Annotated in this window: 15 protein-coding genes; 9 read left to right on the top strand and 6 right to left on the bottom strand. The window is 66.6% G+C overall.

The features are described 5' to 3' along the window. Window positions 1–136 precede the first annotated feature (136 nt). Complete coding sequence (locus ACFU4Z_RS08050; protein WP_379060671.1) at window positions 137–1,960, top strand: S8 family serine peptidase; 1,824 nt, start codon at window positions 137–139, stop codon at window positions 1,958–1,960. 16 nt (window positions 1,961–1,976) lie between these two features. Then, complete coding sequence (locus tag ACFU4Z_RS08045) at window positions 1,977–3,329, top strand: alpha/beta fold hydrolase (RefSeq protein ID WP_379060670.1); 1,353 nt, start codon at window positions 1,977–1,979, stop codon at window positions 3,327–3,329. Between the two features lie 16 nt (window positions 3,330–3,345). Here ACFU4Z_RS08045 and ACFU4Z_RS08040 read toward each other — a convergent pair whose 3' ends face one another. Together ACFU4Z_RS08040 and ACFU4Z_RS08035 are read right to left on the bottom strand one after the other, a co-directional pair. Continuing rightward, window positions 3,346–4,668, bottom strand: a complete 1,323-nt coding sequence (locus ACFU4Z_RS08040) for an FAD-dependent oxidoreductase (protein WP_379060668.1) — start codon at window positions 4,666–4,668, stop codon at window positions 3,346–3,348. 38 nt (window positions 4,669–4,706) lie between these two features. Continuing rightward, on the bottom strand, window positions 4,707–5,189 hold the full coding sequence (locus ACFU4Z_RS08035; RefSeq protein ID WP_379060667.1) for a MarR family winged helix-turn-helix transcriptional regulator: 483 nt from the start codon (window positions 5,187–5,189) through the stop codon (window positions 4,707–4,709). A 103-nt stretch (window positions 5,190–5,292) separates the two neighbouring features. Between ACFU4Z_RS08035 and ACFU4Z_RS08030 the strand changes: the two genes are divergently transcribed. Next, the gene (locus ACFU4Z_RS08030; protein WP_379060666.1) at window positions 5,293–6,828 is read left to right on the top strand and encodes a DHA2 family efflux MFS transporter permease subunit; all 1,536 of its coding nucleotides are present in this window, start codon (window positions 5,293–5,295) and stop codon (window positions 6,826–6,828) included. Window positions 6,829–6,911: 83 nt separating this feature from the next. Here ACFU4Z_RS08030 and ACFU4Z_RS08025 read toward each other — a convergent pair whose 3' ends face one another. Further along, window positions 6,912–7,343 carry an SRPBCC family protein gene (locus ACFU4Z_RS08025; protein ID WP_379060665.1) on the bottom strand — a complete coding sequence of 144 codons (432 nt, stop codon included), beginning with the start codon at window positions 7,341–7,343 and terminating at the stop codon, window positions 6,912–6,914. Between the two features lie 447 nt (window positions 7,344–7,790). On the opposite strand from ACFU4Z_RS08025, the gene ACFU4Z_RS08020 reads away from it, so the two are divergent. The 5 genes from ACFU4Z_RS08020 (at window position 7,791) to ACFU4Z_RS08000 (ending at window position 11,672) form a co-directional block, all read left to right on the top strand. After that, window positions 7,791–9,248: an ATP-binding protein gene (locus ACFU4Z_RS08020; protein WP_379060663.1), complete on the top strand. Its 1,458-nt coding sequence runs from the start codon at window positions 7,791–7,793 to the stop codon at window positions 9,246–9,248. Next, window positions 9,248–9,682, top strand: a complete 435-nt coding sequence (locus ACFU4Z_RS08015; RefSeq protein WP_379060661.1) for a roadblock/LC7 domain-containing protein — start codon at window positions 9,248–9,250, stop codon at window positions 9,680–9,682. The genes ACFU4Z_RS08020 and ACFU4Z_RS08015 overlap by 1 nt, the downstream gene beginning before the upstream one ends. 34 nt (window positions 9,683–9,716) lie before the next feature. Then, window positions 9,717–10,067: a DUF742 domain-containing protein gene (locus ACFU4Z_RS08010; RefSeq protein WP_328399557.1), complete on the top strand. Its 351-nt coding sequence runs from the start codon at window positions 9,717–9,719 to the stop codon at window positions 10,065–10,067. After that, window positions 10,042–10,647: an ATP/GTP-binding protein gene (locus ACFU4Z_RS08005; RefSeq protein WP_379060659.1), complete on the top strand. Its 606-nt coding sequence runs from the start codon at window positions 10,042–10,044 to the stop codon at window positions 10,645–10,647. The genes ACFU4Z_RS08010 and ACFU4Z_RS08005 overlap by 26 nt, the downstream gene beginning before the upstream one ends. Window positions 10,648–10,808: 161 nt before the next feature. Beyond that, entirely contained in the window at window positions 10,809–11,672 is an 864-nt protein-coding gene (locus tag ACFU4Z_RS08000) for an LLM class F420-dependent oxidoreductase (RefSeq protein ID WP_379060657.1), read from the top strand. Between the two features lie 57 nt (window positions 11,673–11,729). Here ACFU4Z_RS08000 and ACFU4Z_RS07995 read toward each other — a convergent pair whose 3' ends face one another. From ACFU4Z_RS07995 to ACFU4Z_RS07985, 3 genes are all read right to left on the bottom strand, one after another. Next, window positions 11,730–13,160, bottom strand: a complete 1,431-nt coding sequence (locus ACFU4Z_RS07995) for an amidase (RefSeq protein WP_379060655.1) — start codon at window positions 13,158–13,160, stop codon at window positions 11,730–11,732. Between the two features lie 160 nt (window positions 13,161–13,320). Beyond that, on the bottom strand, window positions 13,321–13,539 hold the full coding sequence (locus ACFU4Z_RS07990; RefSeq protein WP_379060653.1) for a hypothetical protein: 219 nt from the start codon (window positions 13,537–13,539) through the stop codon (window positions 13,321–13,323). A gap of 66 nt (window positions 13,540–13,605) precedes the next feature. Further along, entirely contained in the window at window positions 13,606–14,322 is a 717-nt protein-coding gene (locus tag ACFU4Z_RS07985; RefSeq protein WP_379060651.1) for a DUF4386 domain-containing protein, read from the bottom strand. Window positions 14,323–14,417: 95 nt separating this feature from the next. Between ACFU4Z_RS07985 and ACFU4Z_RS07980 the strand changes: the two genes are divergently transcribed. Continuing rightward, complete coding sequence (locus tag ACFU4Z_RS07980) at window positions 14,418–14,744, top strand: TetR family transcriptional regulator (RefSeq protein WP_379060649.1); 327 nt, start codon at window positions 14,418–14,420, stop codon at window positions 14,742–14,744. Window positions 14,745–14,803 lie beyond the last annotated feature (59 nt).

The following is a 14,803-nucleotide window of genomic DNA, read 5'->3' as shown; positions in this document are numbered from 1 at the left end:
GTGCGCGATGGGCAGCGCGATCGCCGCAGGGACGCACACTCGTTCCATTGCACGAGAAGGCGATCAAGGACTTGATCGCCTGATCCACCCATACGTCCACGCTGTAGCCGGCGCGCGCTGAGATAAGGAGACGCGCATGGCACTCACTCCGATCCCCGACCTCGGAGACCTGCTTCTCGTTGCGCTGCAGGATGTGCAACAGGCAACCCCGGAACACGCGATCGACCTCATCGAGGCGATGCCCGAGTTCCATCCCAGTGCCGAAGACCGGCAACCGGACCCGGCGCGGGCGAATCTCCTGCGATGGCAGTCGCGCGTCTACTCCGCCCGGCGGTATCTCGGTGACGAGGGCTTCGTGCTGTCGAACCGCCATCAATGGCGTATCACCGAATCCGGGAAATACGCCGCCCAAGAGGCGCGACGGCGCTTGACGGACCCCGATCTGCCTTCCGTGACGCAGAGCCCGGACCAGCGCAACCCCATCCAGCCCAGCGTGATCACCAAGCCACTGCTCGATCCGGATGTGCGAGCGCGCGTACTCGATCAGCCGAGCGACGACAGCGAACCGCTGTCGGTCGTCATCGAATTGAATGTCGGCTACCTGGGTGGTCTGAAGGCGGCGACCACCGCGCTGACGCAGCTGCTCGACCAGCTCAACCACGGGGAACGCAGGCCCGTGGCGGTCGAGCTGTTCGACGAGTATGTGCGTGCCAAGATGACGATGGAGCAGGTCAAGCGGCTGGTCGAGATCGACCACGAGCAGGGGCAGAATGACCACGGGCAGAACGTGATTCATCGCATCTGGCCCAATTTCCCGGTCAAACCGCTGATCGATGTGTCGGGACGCACGGTCAAGGCCGACGCGGCGCGGCGCGCGTTCGACGCATGCGGGCGCGGAATTCGCTGGGCGGTGGTGGATTCCGGGATCGATCGGATGCATCCGCATTTCGATGCCGGGAAAACCGTGCTCGCCGACGACGTCTTCCCGTTGCATCGCGACTTCACCCAGTCGATCAATCCGGGCCCGGAGACCGCCGATGCGGCATTGCAGGACGGGTTGGGCCACGGTACCCACGTCGCAGGCATAATCGCTGGCTACCTCCCGAATACCTTCCCCGGCGAGAACCTGCGGGTGGTCACCGAGCAGTACACCGAACTCGACGCACGGCCGCTGCGCGGTGTACGGCAGGTCGAACCCGCAGCGGTTTCCGGTATGGCTCCGCAGGCGCACCTGGTGAGCTTGAAGGTGCTGCGCTCGGAGGGCACCTCCGACATGATCTCGGTGATGGCCGCGCTGCGGTACGTCCGGGAAATCAACGGCGACAACGACAGGTTGACGAAGATCCACGGCGTCAACATCAGTTTGGGCTACGAGTTCGATGCCGAATGGTTCGCCTGCGGGCAGAGCCCGCTGTGCAAAGAGGTGGACCGTCTGGTGCGGTCGGGGGTGGTCGTCGTGGTCGCGGCAGGCAACACCGGATACGGCCGGTTCAGCGCTAAGGAGCGGCAGACCAACGTCGGTCTCACCATGACCATCAACGATCCCGGCAATGCCAAGCGTGCCATCACCGTCGGGTCGACGCACCGCGAATCGCCACACACCTATGGTGTTTCGTACTTCTCGTCCAAGGGCCCGACCGGCGACGGCAGGCTCAAACCCGACCTGGTCGCTCCCGGCGAGCGGATCACCTCGTGCGCGACGGGGAAAGCGGCGGCCAGATGGGGCATCACCGACGTCCCTCCCGGCGTCGCCTGCTACGGCGCCGACACCGGCACCAGCTTCGCCGCGCCGCATGTCTCCGGAGCGATCGCCGCATTCCTCTCGGTGCGACCGGAGTTCATCACCCAGGCGGAGGAGATCAAAGAGATCTTCGTGAAATCGGCTGTCCCGCTCGGCCGGGAGCGTTATTTCGAGGGCGCCGGTCTCGTCGACCTGATGCGCGCACTGCAAAACGTCTAGAACATCGGAGAAGGCAATGACCAAGGACATCGGTGGGCTGCCGCTGCTGGAGCTCAGGATCGACGAGAACGGTGATGTAGACCCCGACGGCGAGCGCGTGCTCGCCGCTGAACTCGACGCGATCGAACCAACGGATCTGCTTGTCTTCAGCCACGGCTGGAACAACACGCCGAGCGTGGCGAGCCGCCTGTACGAAGCCTTCTACGCACAGCTGCCGCCCCTGTTGGCCGCACACGGGTTACCGGACCGGAAGATCATGCTGCTCGGTGTTTTCTGGCCGTCCAGCCGCTGGTCCGACGAACCGATTCCCGACTTCGAACCGGCCGCGGCCGTCGATCTCGGTGGCGGCGGGGGAGCCGCTGGCCTCGGCGACGCACCCGAATTCCCGCCGCCCGCACCACCGAACGCGGACATGCAGACAATGATCCGTGCGGCGTTTCCCGATCAGCAGCGTGCCGCCGTCGACGAACTGCTCGACCTGCTCGTCAAGCGTCCCGACGACGATGCGGCGCTACAGCGCGCGCGCGACCTCATCCAGACGATCGCCACCGCGACCACTGGCGACGGCGACGGTGAACAGGCCGACGAACTGCCCTTCATCGCGCAGCCCGATCCGGGCGCAGAGCTGTTCTCTCGCTTCGCGACCCAACTCGAAGAGCTCGGCATCGTCACCGGTGACGCCGGTGGGGCCGCGGGATTCGGTGACGCGTTCGGCCGACTCTGGCACGGTGCGCAGGAGGCCGCCCGCCAACTCACCTACTTCCAGATGAAGCATCGAGCGGGCACCGTCGGTGAACGCGGTCTCGGACCGCTGCTCGGACGGCTGCTCGCGCGACGGCCCGCGCTGCGTATCGATCTGATCGGCCACAGCTTCGGCGCCCGCGTCGTGTCCTATGCGCTCGCCGGGCTGCCCGCGAACAGCACCGTCCGCTCGGTCACGCTGCTGCAAGGGGCGTTCTCCCACTTCGCCTTTGCCGCGTCGTTGCCGTTCGACGCGCGGCGCGGCGGGGCGTTGAACGGGAAGGACGCGCGAGTCGACGGCCCGGTCACCGCGTGCTATTCCGAGCACGACTCCGCCGTCGGCACGCTGTATCCGCTGGCTTCGCTGCTCGGCCGCGAGGACGCCGCGGGCCTCGACGATGCGACCTACCGTTGGGGCGGTATCGGTCACGACGGACACCAGCCCGACGTCGCGGTCACCGCGTTGCTCGACGTGGGAACCCGATACGACTTCGACGGCGCCAAGCTGGTGAATATCGATGCGGCCCGCGTCGTGAAGAAGGGCTCGCCGCCGTCGGGAGCCCATTCCGACATCGTCCATCCCGAGCTCGCCTGGGTTGTAGCGTCCGCAGGGGGTCTCGTCGGCTGAAGCGGCCGACGACCGGTCACTCGGAGCCGAAGCCCGCGAACATCTTTCGCTTGAGCGGTGGCACGGCCTCCGCCACCCGGAACACCGTCCTGCCGATGGCACGCCCGACGGAGTTGTCGGACACTGTCTGCTCGGCGGCGGTCAGCGAGTCGCGCACGGCGGCGAAACCGTACTCGATCATCTGCGCCTCGTAGTCGTGGATGGCGGCGCGCAGCGGTTGCTCGCCGCCGGCCGCGGCGACCAACTTGGCGCACAGCAGTTGGGCGTCGCGCAGCGCGACGTTGGCGCCGATGCCGCGGAACGGTGTCATGCTGTGGATCGCGTCGCCGAGCAGGGTGACATTCGTCGTCTCCCACGGCGGCACCGGGACCGAGGTGCGGATCGGGATGAGAGTGACCGTGCCCGTATCGGATCCACCGATGAGTTCGCGCAATTCGGGCGCCCACCGGGCGGTGAGCCGGTTGACCATGTCGTGCAGTTGCGTGGGGTCCAGCGATTCCAGCTCGACGTCGCCGGGATAGTCGCCGCGTTTGGCGGCATAGGCCCAGAAGACATACGGCTGGGTGTTGTCGAAGAGCGCGCCGGGGACGAGCGCGGCAGCGCCGTCGTTGCCGCCGATACCGGAGTGCTGCGGATCCGGCCGATCGAACTCGTGCGGCGCGATGAACATCCCACATCCCTTGGGCGGCATGACCGCGAGGGGGGAGGCCAGGAACTTCGGTGTGAGCCGTCGCCTGCTGTCGTCGGTGAGGGTGAATTTGCCTGCGACCGTGACGATGCCGGTCTCCACCCGCTGCGCCTGCGGAAGGCGTTGCGCGCGAATGCGCGACGTCCCGCCGTCCGCGCCGACCAGGACATCGCCGACGGTCGAACCGCCGTCGGCGAAGCGGGCCTCGATCCGGCCGTCGGGCAGTTCGGTGTAGCCGGTGACGGCCTTGTCGTAGTGCACCACCGCGCCGAGATCGGCAAGCAGGATCTGACGCAGGGTGATCCGGCTGATGCCGTAGTTGCGATCGACCTCGTCGCGCTCGCCTCCGCTCGCCTCGGAATCGAGATTCAGCAGGTCCTTCATCTGCTCGGTGACGAAGCCGAAGCGAGTGGCCCCCTTGCCCGAGCTGGCGATGAACGCCCGATAGCCGGTCTCGGGCAGCAGTTCGCGCAGCGCCCGGCTGCCGCTCGGGTTGATGTGGATGCGGAACCCTTGCACACGGTCGGTGCGGTGGCGGTCGCGTTCGTACACCGCGACGTCGACTCCCGCCTTGCGCAGGCCATTGGCCAGCGCGAGACCGCCGATGCCGCCACCGGCGACGATGACCCGCAGGGACTTGTTGGCAGACATGATTCTTCCTTCCGATCTGTGCACATGCGCGAACACTGTCATTCCTGGCTCCAGCCGAAGGCCCTGGTGCGCCGACCGGCGCGTTGCTGCTGCTGCGCGCCGTGCGCCGCCCAGGACTCGATCAACCGGTCGAGTAATGCGGTCAGGGCAACGACATCGGCGGCCGGCCAGTCGGCGACAACCGCGCCGAAGACCTGCGTGCCGACGTCGAGAAACTGCCGCAGCTCCGCGCGGCCCGCGTCGGTCGCCTCCAGCAGCACCGCGCGCCGGTCCTCCGCGTCCACGCGCGTCTGTACCAGCCCCGCGTCGGTCAACGCCTTGACGTGTCTGGTGATGGACGAGGGCAGGGCACTGAGCCGTTCGGCCACCTCGCCCGCCCGCAGCGGACCGTGCTCGACGGCCAGCTGCAGCACGCCGACTCGAACCGGATCGAATGCCTTGGCCAAGCCGGTGCGCATCGCGTCGGAGAAGCGCGCGGTCGTCCTGGCCAGTTCGGCGATCTGGTCTTTATTTGCTTGCATGAAACAATAGTAGATTGCTTGATTGCGTGAAGCAACTATTGTTAGCTACCGGAATAACCAGAATGTGCTGGTTCTTCCGGCGGAGAGATGACAGGCTTAACCGGTGAACCAACCTCCGGATACTCAGGCGGGGTCGGACCCGTCGAACGACAAGCTGGACGCTGCGGTGTTCAAGGTGGCAGGCGTGGTCGTGCTCGGCGCGATTATGTCGATCCTCGACATCACCGTCGTGACCGTCGCGATCCCCACCTTCCAGCTCGAGTTCGAGACGAGCTACGCGATCGCGGCGTGGACGATGACGGGCTACACCCTCGCGTTGGCGACCGTCATTCCGCTCACCGGGTGGGCGGCGGACCGGTTCGGCACCAAACGTCTGTACATGATGGCGCTGACGTTCTTCGTGCTCGGGTCGGTGCTGTGCAGCTTCGCCTGGAACATCGAGTCGCTCATCGCCTTCCGCGTGATCCAGGGCATCGGCGGCGGCATGCTGATGCCGCTGGGCATGACGATCATGACCCATGCCGCGGGCCCGCAGCGGGTCGGCCGTGTGATGGCCGTGCTCGGGGTGCCGATGCTGCTCGGTCCGATCGGCGGCCCGATTCTCGGCGGCTGGCTGATCGACGCGTTCAGCTGGCACTGGATCTTCTTGATCAACCTGCCGATCGGCGTCATCGCGCTCGCCCTCGCATTCATCGTGTTCCCCTCGGACAAGCCGGAACCTTCGGAGTCGTTCGACTTCCTCGGCATGCTGCTGGCCTCGCCTGGTCTTGCGCTGTTCCTGTTCGGTGTGTCATCGATTCCGGAGCAGGGCACGATCGCCTCCGTGCGGGTGCTCGCGCCCGCGGCCATCGGTCTGGTCCTCATGGTCGCGTTCGTCTTCCACGCCCTGCGCACCGAGCACCCGTTGATCGATCTGCATCTATTCCGCAACCGGTCGCTGACCTTCGCGGTCCTCACGATGGTGCTGTTCGCGATCGCCTTCTTCGGTGCCGGACTGCTGCTGCCGAGTTATCTGCAGCAGGTCCGCGGTGAATCCGCGCTGGCCGCCGGATTGCTGATTGCGCCACAGGGTCTCGGCGCCATGCTGACGATGCCGATCGCGGGCCGCTTCGTCGACAAGATCGGCCCGGGCAAGATCGTGCTCGTCGGTATCACGCTGATCACGATCGGCACCTCGTTCTTCACCCAACTGGAGGCGGACACCTCCTACATCGCGATGTGCGGCGCGCTGTTCGTGATGGGCCTCGGCATGGGCTGCACGATGATGCCGATCATGACCGCGGCGATCCAGACGCTGACCCACCAGCAGGTCGCCCGCGGCTCGACCCTGATGAACATCATCAACCAGACCGCGGGCTCGATCGGCACCGCGACCATGTCGGTGGTGCTGACGAACCTGTTGAAGGACCAGCAGTTCGCCGGGCCCGCGATCGCCTCCAACTCCAATCCCGCTATCGCGGGTCAGCTTCCGCCAGGCGCCATCGAAACGGGGCTGCAGCAGGCTGCCGCGGCGTTCAGTCACACCTACATCGTTGCGCTGGTCCTCATCGTGCTGACCCTGGTCCCGGCATTCTTCCTGCCGCGCACGAAGCCGAAGAATCCGGAGGTCGCCGACGCGCCGGCGGCCCTGGTGCACTGACAACGCGCCACCCGAGTGCGCTGCGGCCGGGCATTGGTGGTTCCCACACCGGTGCCCGGCCGTTCGACTGTTCGGGCAGTCGCCTACGCGTACAGCGCGACGAAGCGCTCGAGCGAGCGCTCGATGTCGCCCTTGAGCGCGCGGGCGACCCCGGAGCCGATGGGGCCGAACAGGGGCGGCCCGCCGAGATCGATGGAGACGGTGACCGCGGAACCCGCGCCCTTTGCGGCCACGAGCATTTCGAGGCCGAACTTGGTGCCGCCCTTGCCTGCTCCGGTCAGCGCCAGCCGACGCGGCGGCTCGGCGGCCTGGACCGTCCAGGTCACCCGGTTGCGCAACCCTTTCGCCGAGGCGACACCGACGAGCGTCGTGCCCACCGTGAGTTCGCTGGGAACCTCGCTGCGCCACGCCTCGTGCATGGTGAGCCACTTGTCCAGCTCGGTGAGGTTGGAGGTGTGCGACCACGCCTGTTCCGGGGAAATCGGCACGTCGACGGAGACCTTCAGCTTTGCCATTCGGGCATGGTATCCGGTACCCGCGGTTCTGTAGCAACCTGCTCGATCGGGGTTGCGGGCGGCGTGCCGCGACCGCGTGGCGGAGGGAGAAAGGGCCTGGCGACAGCTCGATCCGACACTGCATCGTGTGAGATGCACTCCGCTGCACCGGAGCTCGTTCCCAGGCATGAACTCGTATCCGGAGAGACTTCCTGGCAATGCTGCTAATGTGACCGAGTCGTCGGGGTAAATGCTTGTGCGCCTCCGCTTGCCGTTCCACGCGCTAGCCTCCGACGCGGACCTGATCCGACCAGGGTTGCTCATGGTCGGCGTCGCGAGGAAGGCGAGACGAAGCGCTGTGGCAGAAGCCTGTGGCACCCAATGGAACCGCACAGAAGTCTCGACACAGACCGTGACGTGGCCCGGCTTGTCCGGTGAGCCTCGAGCCCGAAAACGACGAGAGAACTGATGAATCAAGATATCGCCGTGGTGCTTTCATGGATCCTCGCCCCCGCGCTGGTGCTTGCCGTGGCGGCGGCGTTGTATTTGGCGCAATCCGCCAGGCAGCAGCGGACCCGTGCGTCCGCGCTAGCCAGGGAACATGAGGCACTGACACAGCAGAATCGAGTGCTCGAAGAAACAGTCGAGCACCTTGCCGTCACCACACTGCCCTCGGTGTCCGACGCGGTCCGCCGCGGTGAGGTCGCCACGCCCTCGATCGAAGTGCCTGCGGGCATGGAGAATTCGCGGTTCGCGCAGCTGCTGCGGTGGATTGCCGAGCGCTACGCCGACGAGCTGAGACTCCTGCAGATCGAGACAAGGGAGTCCGTCAACCGCGAGGCCGAGGAGCAGGCGAAGACGGCGGTCAAGACCGCGCAGGAGTCGGCGCGGGCCGAGGTCGAGTCGTCCTCGCGGGCGGCGACCAGCGCCGCGGTGCGGTCCTTCGGTACCTCGGTGGTCAGCCTCGGCGCGGACGTCAGCCAGGTGGTCAGCGCCGCGCTGCGCGAACACCGTGACGACGAGATCTACGCGACTCTCACCCGCATCGACCACACCGTTCAGCAGATGCTGCGCCAGGCGCAGTCGTATGTGATCGTGTGCGGTGGCCTGCCGGGCCGCCGCTGGCCGGCGCAGTCGCTCACCGACGTTGTCGGCGGCGCGACCGGTCGTGTGCGCGACTACCTGCGCGTGCGACCAAGCCAGCTCGATCGTGTCGTCATCAGCCGAGCGGTGGAACCGCTCGTGCACACGCTCGCGACGCTGCTGGACAACGCGCTGCGTTATTCGCCGCCGACGTCGTATGTCGACGTCACCTTCCAGGAGGGTCATCACGGCGTCACCGTCATCGTCGACGACGCGGGCGTGCGGATGAACCCCGAGCAAATGGAAGAAGCGCGTCAGGTGCTCGCCCACGAGCGCCCGGTCGACATCCACCAGCTCGGCCCGTCGCCGAAGGTCGGTTTCCCTGGCGTCGCGGCGTTGGCGCGCCGCTACGGATTCACTGTCTACATCGATGGCCCCAACGTGTACGGCGGCATGCGGGCGATGGTGTACATCCCCGAAGCCCTGCTGGTCGCACCACAACCGGGCAATGGCGGTGTCGCCGCCGTCGCTCCTGCTGCTGCCCCAGCGGAGCCATTACCGGTACCGGTTGCGGTCGGCGCGCGCGAACAGTCGGACGAGGAGCAGGCGTTTTCTGTGCATGACATCACCAGCGGCGGCCTACCCAAGCGGCGTCGCCGGACCACGGCACCAGCTGCGGCTCCCGTCGGCGGGGCGCGCTCGGACACCGAACCCGGACTTGCTCGGCCCGATGTCGCGGCAGCATGGCAAAGCGGTTCCAAGACTGGCCGCGCTGCCGCAACCGACAGCCTGCCGATCGCCAACAACACCCCATCCGACCACACCGAAGGGATGACATCCTGATGGGCACACCCATTACAGCGGGGGCTGACAGTGCCAACAAACTGGGCTGGCTACTCGAGGATCTGAATGCCCCGGGTGTCCGGTTCGCCGTGCTGCTGTCCGACGATGGCCTACGAATCGCGCACTCCGGTGGCGTATCCAAGGACGACGCGGAACGGTTCGCGGCCGCGGCGTCGGGTCTGAGATCACTCGGTAAGGCGCTCGGCGAGTTCTGTGGCGGCGTCGAGAACGGCGTGCGGCAGAACATGACCGAGTACGACCAGGGGATGATCCTCATCACCGCGGCCGGTGAGGGCGCGCTACTCGGTGTCGCCACCAACACCGACGCTGATGTCGGCTTGGTCGTGCACCGCATGAACGAGCTTGCCGGGCGGGTCGGGCGGGAGCTCGGCAGCCAGCCACGTGGGAGGGCTGATAGCGGCGGCTTGCCGTGAGCGCCACGCAGTCCAGCGCTGATAAGGCGCAATCATGAGTGGGTCGCGGCGGGATCCCGATCTGGTCCGTGCGTATGTGCGGACCGGGGGACGAACGCGGCCGAGTCGTGAACTGGACCTGGTGACTTTGGTGTTGGTCGCCAAGGACCCGACGCCGGGCGTCAGTCCTGACGCCCGGCAGGTACTGAACCTGTGTAGCCGTCGCAGTGCGCTTTCGGTGGCCGAGATCGCGGCCTATCTCGATCTGCCGCCGTCCGTAGTGAAGATCGTCGTGGCCGATCTGCTCGACAGCGAATACCTCGTCATGCCCCGCCCGGCCGCTGTCGTGCCGGAAATCTCTTTGCTCGAGGAGGTACTCAATGGACTCCGTGCTCTCCCGGCCTGAGGGCGCTGTCGACTATGTTCCCGACACCGTAACAAGGTCGGTAAAGCTACTGGTCGCAGGGAATTTCGGTGTCGGCAAAACCACCTTCGTGAACAGCCTCTCCGAGATCAAGCCGCTGCGCACCGAAGAGACGATCACCGAGGCGAGTGTCGGCGTCGACGATATGGCGGGGCTGCCGGGAAAAACGCAGACCACCGTCGCCATGGACTTCGGCCGCATCACGCTGAACCCCGAACTCGCGCTGTACCTTTTCGGGACACCGGGCCAGAAGCGCTTCGTCCCATTGTGGGAAGAGCTGGCGCGCGGTGCGCTCGGTGCGCTGGTGCTCGTCGACACCCGGCGTATCGAGAAGGCCGACGAGGTCCTTTCGGTGCTCGAGGAGCGCGGTGTGCCGTATTCGGTAGCGGTCAACCAGTTCGAGGGCGCCAAACGCTATCCGCTCGAGGAGATCCGGGACGCACTCGATCTCGCGACGGGCACCCCCCTGACCTCACTCGACGCGCGCAACCGGAGCACGTGTCTGCGGTCCATGATCACGCTCGTCGAATTCCTGTTCCACCGTCAGGAGTCGCGCAGGTAACCTCGTCCGTGTTCGGATCCTGCCCGGTACCGCACGGCTCGCCAGAGTTCGCGCACGCCTGAATTGCGGCCCCTCTGACTTTCTTGGTCAGAGGGGCTTCGTCATGTGACAAGGTCTTCGGGGACCGAACTGTTTGACGCGTCTGCACACAGAGGAGACGAATGGAACTCGGACTGCACTACTGGAACTATTCGCATCCGGCGGAGCCGAGGCTGATCGCCAACACACTCGCCGAGACCGCTCGGATTGCCGAGCAGGGCGGCTTCTCGCAATTCACGGTCATGGACCACTACCTTCAGATGGAGCACCAGGCGACCGCGGACGAGCCGATGCTCGAGGGCTACACGGCCCTGGGATATGTCGCAGCGGTCACCACGCGCATGCGTTTGGGGCTCTTGGTGACCGGCGTGATGTATCGCTACCCCGGATTGCTGGCAAAGATCGTGACCACGCTGGACGTATTGTCGGGTGGTCGCGCTCAGCTGGGAATAGGTGCGTCCTGGTACGAGCGCGAACAGCTCGCGCTCGGGGTGCCGGTGGTCCCGATGGCGGAGCGGTTCGAACGACTCGAGGAGACGCTGCAGATCTGTCTGCAGATGTGGAGCGACAACAATGGGCCGTTCGACGGCGAGCACTATCAACTCGCCGAAACCCTCTGTGTCCCTGCGCCGTTGAGCAGCCCCAGGCCGCCGATCCTCATCGGTGGCGGCGGCGAGCGGAAGACTCTCCTGCTGGTGGCGCGCTACGCGGATGCTTGCAACCTTTTCGCGTCCGACCTCGAGGAGGTAGCACGCAAGCTCGATATTCTGCGGGCGCATTGCCAGGCGGAAGGTCGCGACTACGAGAGTATTCGCAAGACCGCGGTGTACATCGAGCCGGTTCTCGACAGCCCCGACGCCTTTCTGGAAGCGGCCGAGCAGCTCGCGGCGTTGGGCATCGAGCAACTCGACGTCATGCCCGATCGGAACCCGATCGAATTCACCGAGCAGGTTGCCGGACTGGTGCCACGGATCGCTTCGATCTGATCGGCGGGTAGTCCTCCCGTGGCACGAAGCTCCTGTTCGACTGACCGGCGACCGGCGTCACGGCACAATCGGTTCGACGTCCGGTCGTCGGTCGGCCCATGGGCGGGCTTGTTCGAGTTGGGTGGCCACGCGCAGGATGCCGAGTTCGTCGTACGGGCGAGCGATGAGTTGGGCGCTGAGCGGTAGCCCCGAGGTCGTCCACCCTGCCGGGATGGAGGCGGCCGGGTTGCCGCAGACGTTCCAGATGGCGGTATAGCTGGTCATCGGGATGCTGCGTTGCAGCGCGCGCAGGAATCCGGCGCCGTCGAGCCTGCCGATGGGCGCGGGGAGGTGCGGCATGGTCGGGGTCAGCAGCAGGTCGTAGGTGTCGAAGATCTGATTGATGGTCGCGGCGACCTGTTCGCCGCGGTGTTCGGCCCAGCGCAGGACGGGTTGCGGTGCGAGGACGCGGGCGATGGCCGAGACTGTGCGGGTGCGTCGTTCGAGCAGGTCCTGGCGATCGACCCGGATGGCCTCCTCACGGACCCCACCGAGAAACTGGGGGAAGAACGCCGATGCCACATCGGGGTAGTACGGGTCGAAGTCCTCGACGTGATGGCCGAGCTCGGCTAGCGCGTCCGCGGTCGAGCGAACTGCCGCAACGCATTCCGGGTCAGGCCGGATACCCCTCGCGGCGGAGCGCAGTGACACCGCGATCCGCAGCGGGGTCGCCGGCTCGATCGCGGCGGAGCTCAGGTCGGGAGCCTGCCAGCGGTCGGACGCGCCGCTGCCGCTGATGATGTCGTAGAGCAGTGCACTGTCGGCGACCGTTCTGGTGAGCACCCCCAGCGTGCCCAGCGCCCGCCACAGGTCGCGGTGCGGCGCCGTACTGACGCGACCCCGTTGCGGTTTCAGCCCGAACAGGCCGCAATACGCCGCAGGTATCCGGATAGAGCCGCCGCCGTCACCGCCGGTGGCGGCCGCGACGATGCCCGCGGCGACGGCGGCCGCGGAGCCACCGCTGGACCCGCCGGTTGTGCGCGTGGTATCCCACGGGTTACGGGTGTAGCCATGCGCAGCCGACTCGGTGAACGGCCAGGTGCCGAACTCCGGCAACGCGGTCTTGCCGACGATGATCGCGCCGGCGGCCCGCAGCCTGCGCACGATCTCGGAGTCGGCCGCGGCGGGTGTCGTCATGGCTGCGCCGCCGAAAGTCGTCAGGACGCCTGCGACATCGACTTCGTCTTTGATCGCCATCGGCACGCCGTGCAGCGGCCCGAGCTGGTCACCGCGCGCCTGCTGTGCGTCGAGGGCTTCGGCCTGTGCCAGCGACTGATCGCCGAGAACCGTGATGAACGCATTGAGCCGCGGTTCGAGGCGCTCGATCCTGGCGAGGGTCTGTCGAGTCAGCTCGACCGCCGACACCCGACCCGAGCGGATCGCCTCGGCCTGCTCGGCCACCCCGGTGAAGGCGAGTCCCTCGGTGCGGGCGCTCGTATCCTCGCTCATCACGTTCCTCTCGGTCCGGGTCACCGAGCGCGACGGAGGTCGCGCCGGCGCGACTGGCTGGACGAATGTTCAGGTGCCTGAGTACACGCCGACTCGCCGAAGGTGTCAACCGGGGCGACTGTACGGCGGCAGCGCGTCCCGAGTCCGGCTGCCGAGCAGCTCAATCCTCGCTGCTGTGGCGATCGCCGATGAAACGGAGCACGGCCGCGTCGGCGGAGGTGAAGCGATCGACCTCCGTGCCGCCGGTGCATTCGTAGAGACCGACCGTCACCCCGCCGGATCGTCGGCCGATCACCCGCCACACCGCGCCGGACCCCTGCCAGCGGCGCAGGATCGCCACCACATCCAGCGGCGTGCTGTCACCTGTTCGGTCGGGCATAGCGCTCTTCCCTCGGAGAGTTCGTCTCGACATCAGGCTACGGCGCACTGTGCCGGCCGGTAGGGCTCAGACAGCCGACGGTGTGGTCCGTGGTTGCCCTGACGAGGAATCGTGCGATGGCTCGAATCCCTTGACGATCAGATACCCGGCGAGTCCGACCTCCCATGCGAACACCGGGAGCGCCGCGGCCGTGCCCAAGGCGGAGATCTGCTCGTAGCGGCCGAACATGACGGCTGTCGCCGATGCGCAGATGAGCGCGCCTCCAGCGAGACCGAGTGCGGCGAGCAAACGCGGCACGAGCCGCGATCGGTACATGAGAGTGGCGAGCAGCAGGCTGTTGACGCCCAGGATGACGTTGGGGCCGAGTAGGAACGTCCAATCATGGATGGCGACAAGTGTTTCGCCGGCGGTCACCAGTGCCGTATCGCCAGGGCGGGGGGTGCCGGCGAGGTCTTGTCGCAAGGTGACCACAGACAGCACGCTGATGATGCCGACGGTGATGACAGCGGCTTCCAACAGGCGGCCGCACACGTAGCCGAGGGCCACGCTGTGGCTGTGCCGCGCGAGGACGGGATACAGCGTGACCGCGGTGCCGATGACGGCGACGACGAGCATGAGTTCCGCGAGCCCGCCCATCAGCACGCGACTGTCGGCGCCCGCGCCCACGATGTAGTTCGTGTCGTGCAGGACTGGTTGGTACAGGGCAAGTCCTGCCATGGCGGTGACCTCTGTGATCAGGAACAACACGCCTGCGGCCATTGCCGCCGTCCTCGTCGAGCTCATCTGCACTCCTCCATCGAGACCGAGGTGTACGACGTACACCCGGATGTTCGGGAATGCTAGGTGTACGATGTACACCTCGTCAAGAGGAGGATCGGTTGGCCGACAAGACGCAAGCGCGCCGCACCCCATTGAGCAGAGAGCGGGTGCTGCACGCCGCAGTCGCGCTCGCCGACGGCATCGGCATCGAATCCCTCAGCATGCGCACGCTCGCGCAAGAACTCGGCGTGGTGCCGATGGCGCTGTACAAGCACGTCAGCAACAAAGAGGAACTGCTCGGTGGCATGGTCGACGTCATCGTCGGGGAGATCGGTTCGCCGGAACCGGGCGTCGATTGGAAGTCCGCGGTCCGGCAGCGAATTCTCGCGGCACGGCGAGCGCTCCTGCGGCACTCGTGGGCGGGGGGGGGGGGGGGGTGTTTTTGAAAGGTTGGGTTTGTTGGAGGGTGTGGTATCGGCGCTTGGGCGGCTGCGGAGGTTCGACT

It is taken from the genome of Nocardia sp. NPDC057440, assembly GCF_042802915.1.
Lineage (GTDB): Bacteria > Actinomycetota > Actinomycetes > Mycobacteriales > Mycobacteriaceae > Nocardia.
Note: the sequence above shows the minus strand (reverse complement) of the source record. Positions and strands in the feature narration are given on the sequence as shown.

Coding starts and splice junctions, on each gene's coding strand:
- ACFU4Z_RS08020 (WP_379060663.1), top strand. CDS start 7,791: ATGAATCAAGATATCGCCGTGGTGCTTTCATGGATCCTCGCCCCCGCG.
- ACFU4Z_RS08015 (WP_379060661.1), top strand. CDS start 9,248: ATGGGCACACCCATTACAGCGGGGGCTGACAGTGCCAACAAACTGGGC.
- ACFU4Z_RS08040 (WP_379060668.1), bottom strand. CDS start 4,668: ATGTCTGCCAACAAGTCCCTGCGGGTCATCGTCGCCGGTGGCGGCATC.
- ACFU4Z_RS08000 (WP_379060657.1), top strand. CDS start 10,809: ATGGAACTCGGACTGCACTACTGGAACTATTCGCATCCGGCGGAGCCG.
- ACFU4Z_RS08045 (WP_379060670.1), top strand. CDS start 1,977: ATGACCAAGGACATCGGTGGGCTGCCGCTGCTGGAGCTCAGGATCGAC.
- ACFU4Z_RS07995 (WP_379060655.1), bottom strand. CDS start 13,160: ATGAGCGAGGATACGAGCGCCCGCACCGAGGGACTCGCCTTCACCGGG.
- ACFU4Z_RS08010 (WP_328399557.1), top strand. CDS start 9,717: ATGAGTGGGTCGCGGCGGGATCCCGATCTGGTCCGTGCGTATGTGCGG.
- ACFU4Z_RS08035 (WP_379060667.1), bottom strand. CDS start 5,189: ATGCAAGCAAATAAAGACCAGATCGCCGAACTGGCCAGGACGACCGCG.
- ACFU4Z_RS08005 (WP_379060659.1), top strand. CDS start 10,042: ATGGACTCCGTGCTCTCCCGGCCTGAGGGCGCTGTCGACTATGTTCCC.
- ACFU4Z_RS07985 (WP_379060651.1), bottom strand. CDS start 14,322: ATGAGCTCGACGAGGACGGCGGCAATGGCCGCAGGCGTGTTGTTCCTG.
- ACFU4Z_RS08050 (WP_379060671.1), top strand. CDS start 137: ATGGCACTCACTCCGATCCCCGACCTCGGAGACCTGCTTCTCGTTGCG.
- ACFU4Z_RS08025 (WP_379060665.1), bottom strand. CDS start 7,343: ATGGCAAAGCTGAAGGTCTCCGTCGACGTGCCGATTTCCCCGGAACAG.
- ACFU4Z_RS07990 (WP_379060653.1), bottom strand. CDS start 13,539: ATGCCCGACCGAACAGGTGACAGCACGCCGCTGGATGTGGTGGCGATC.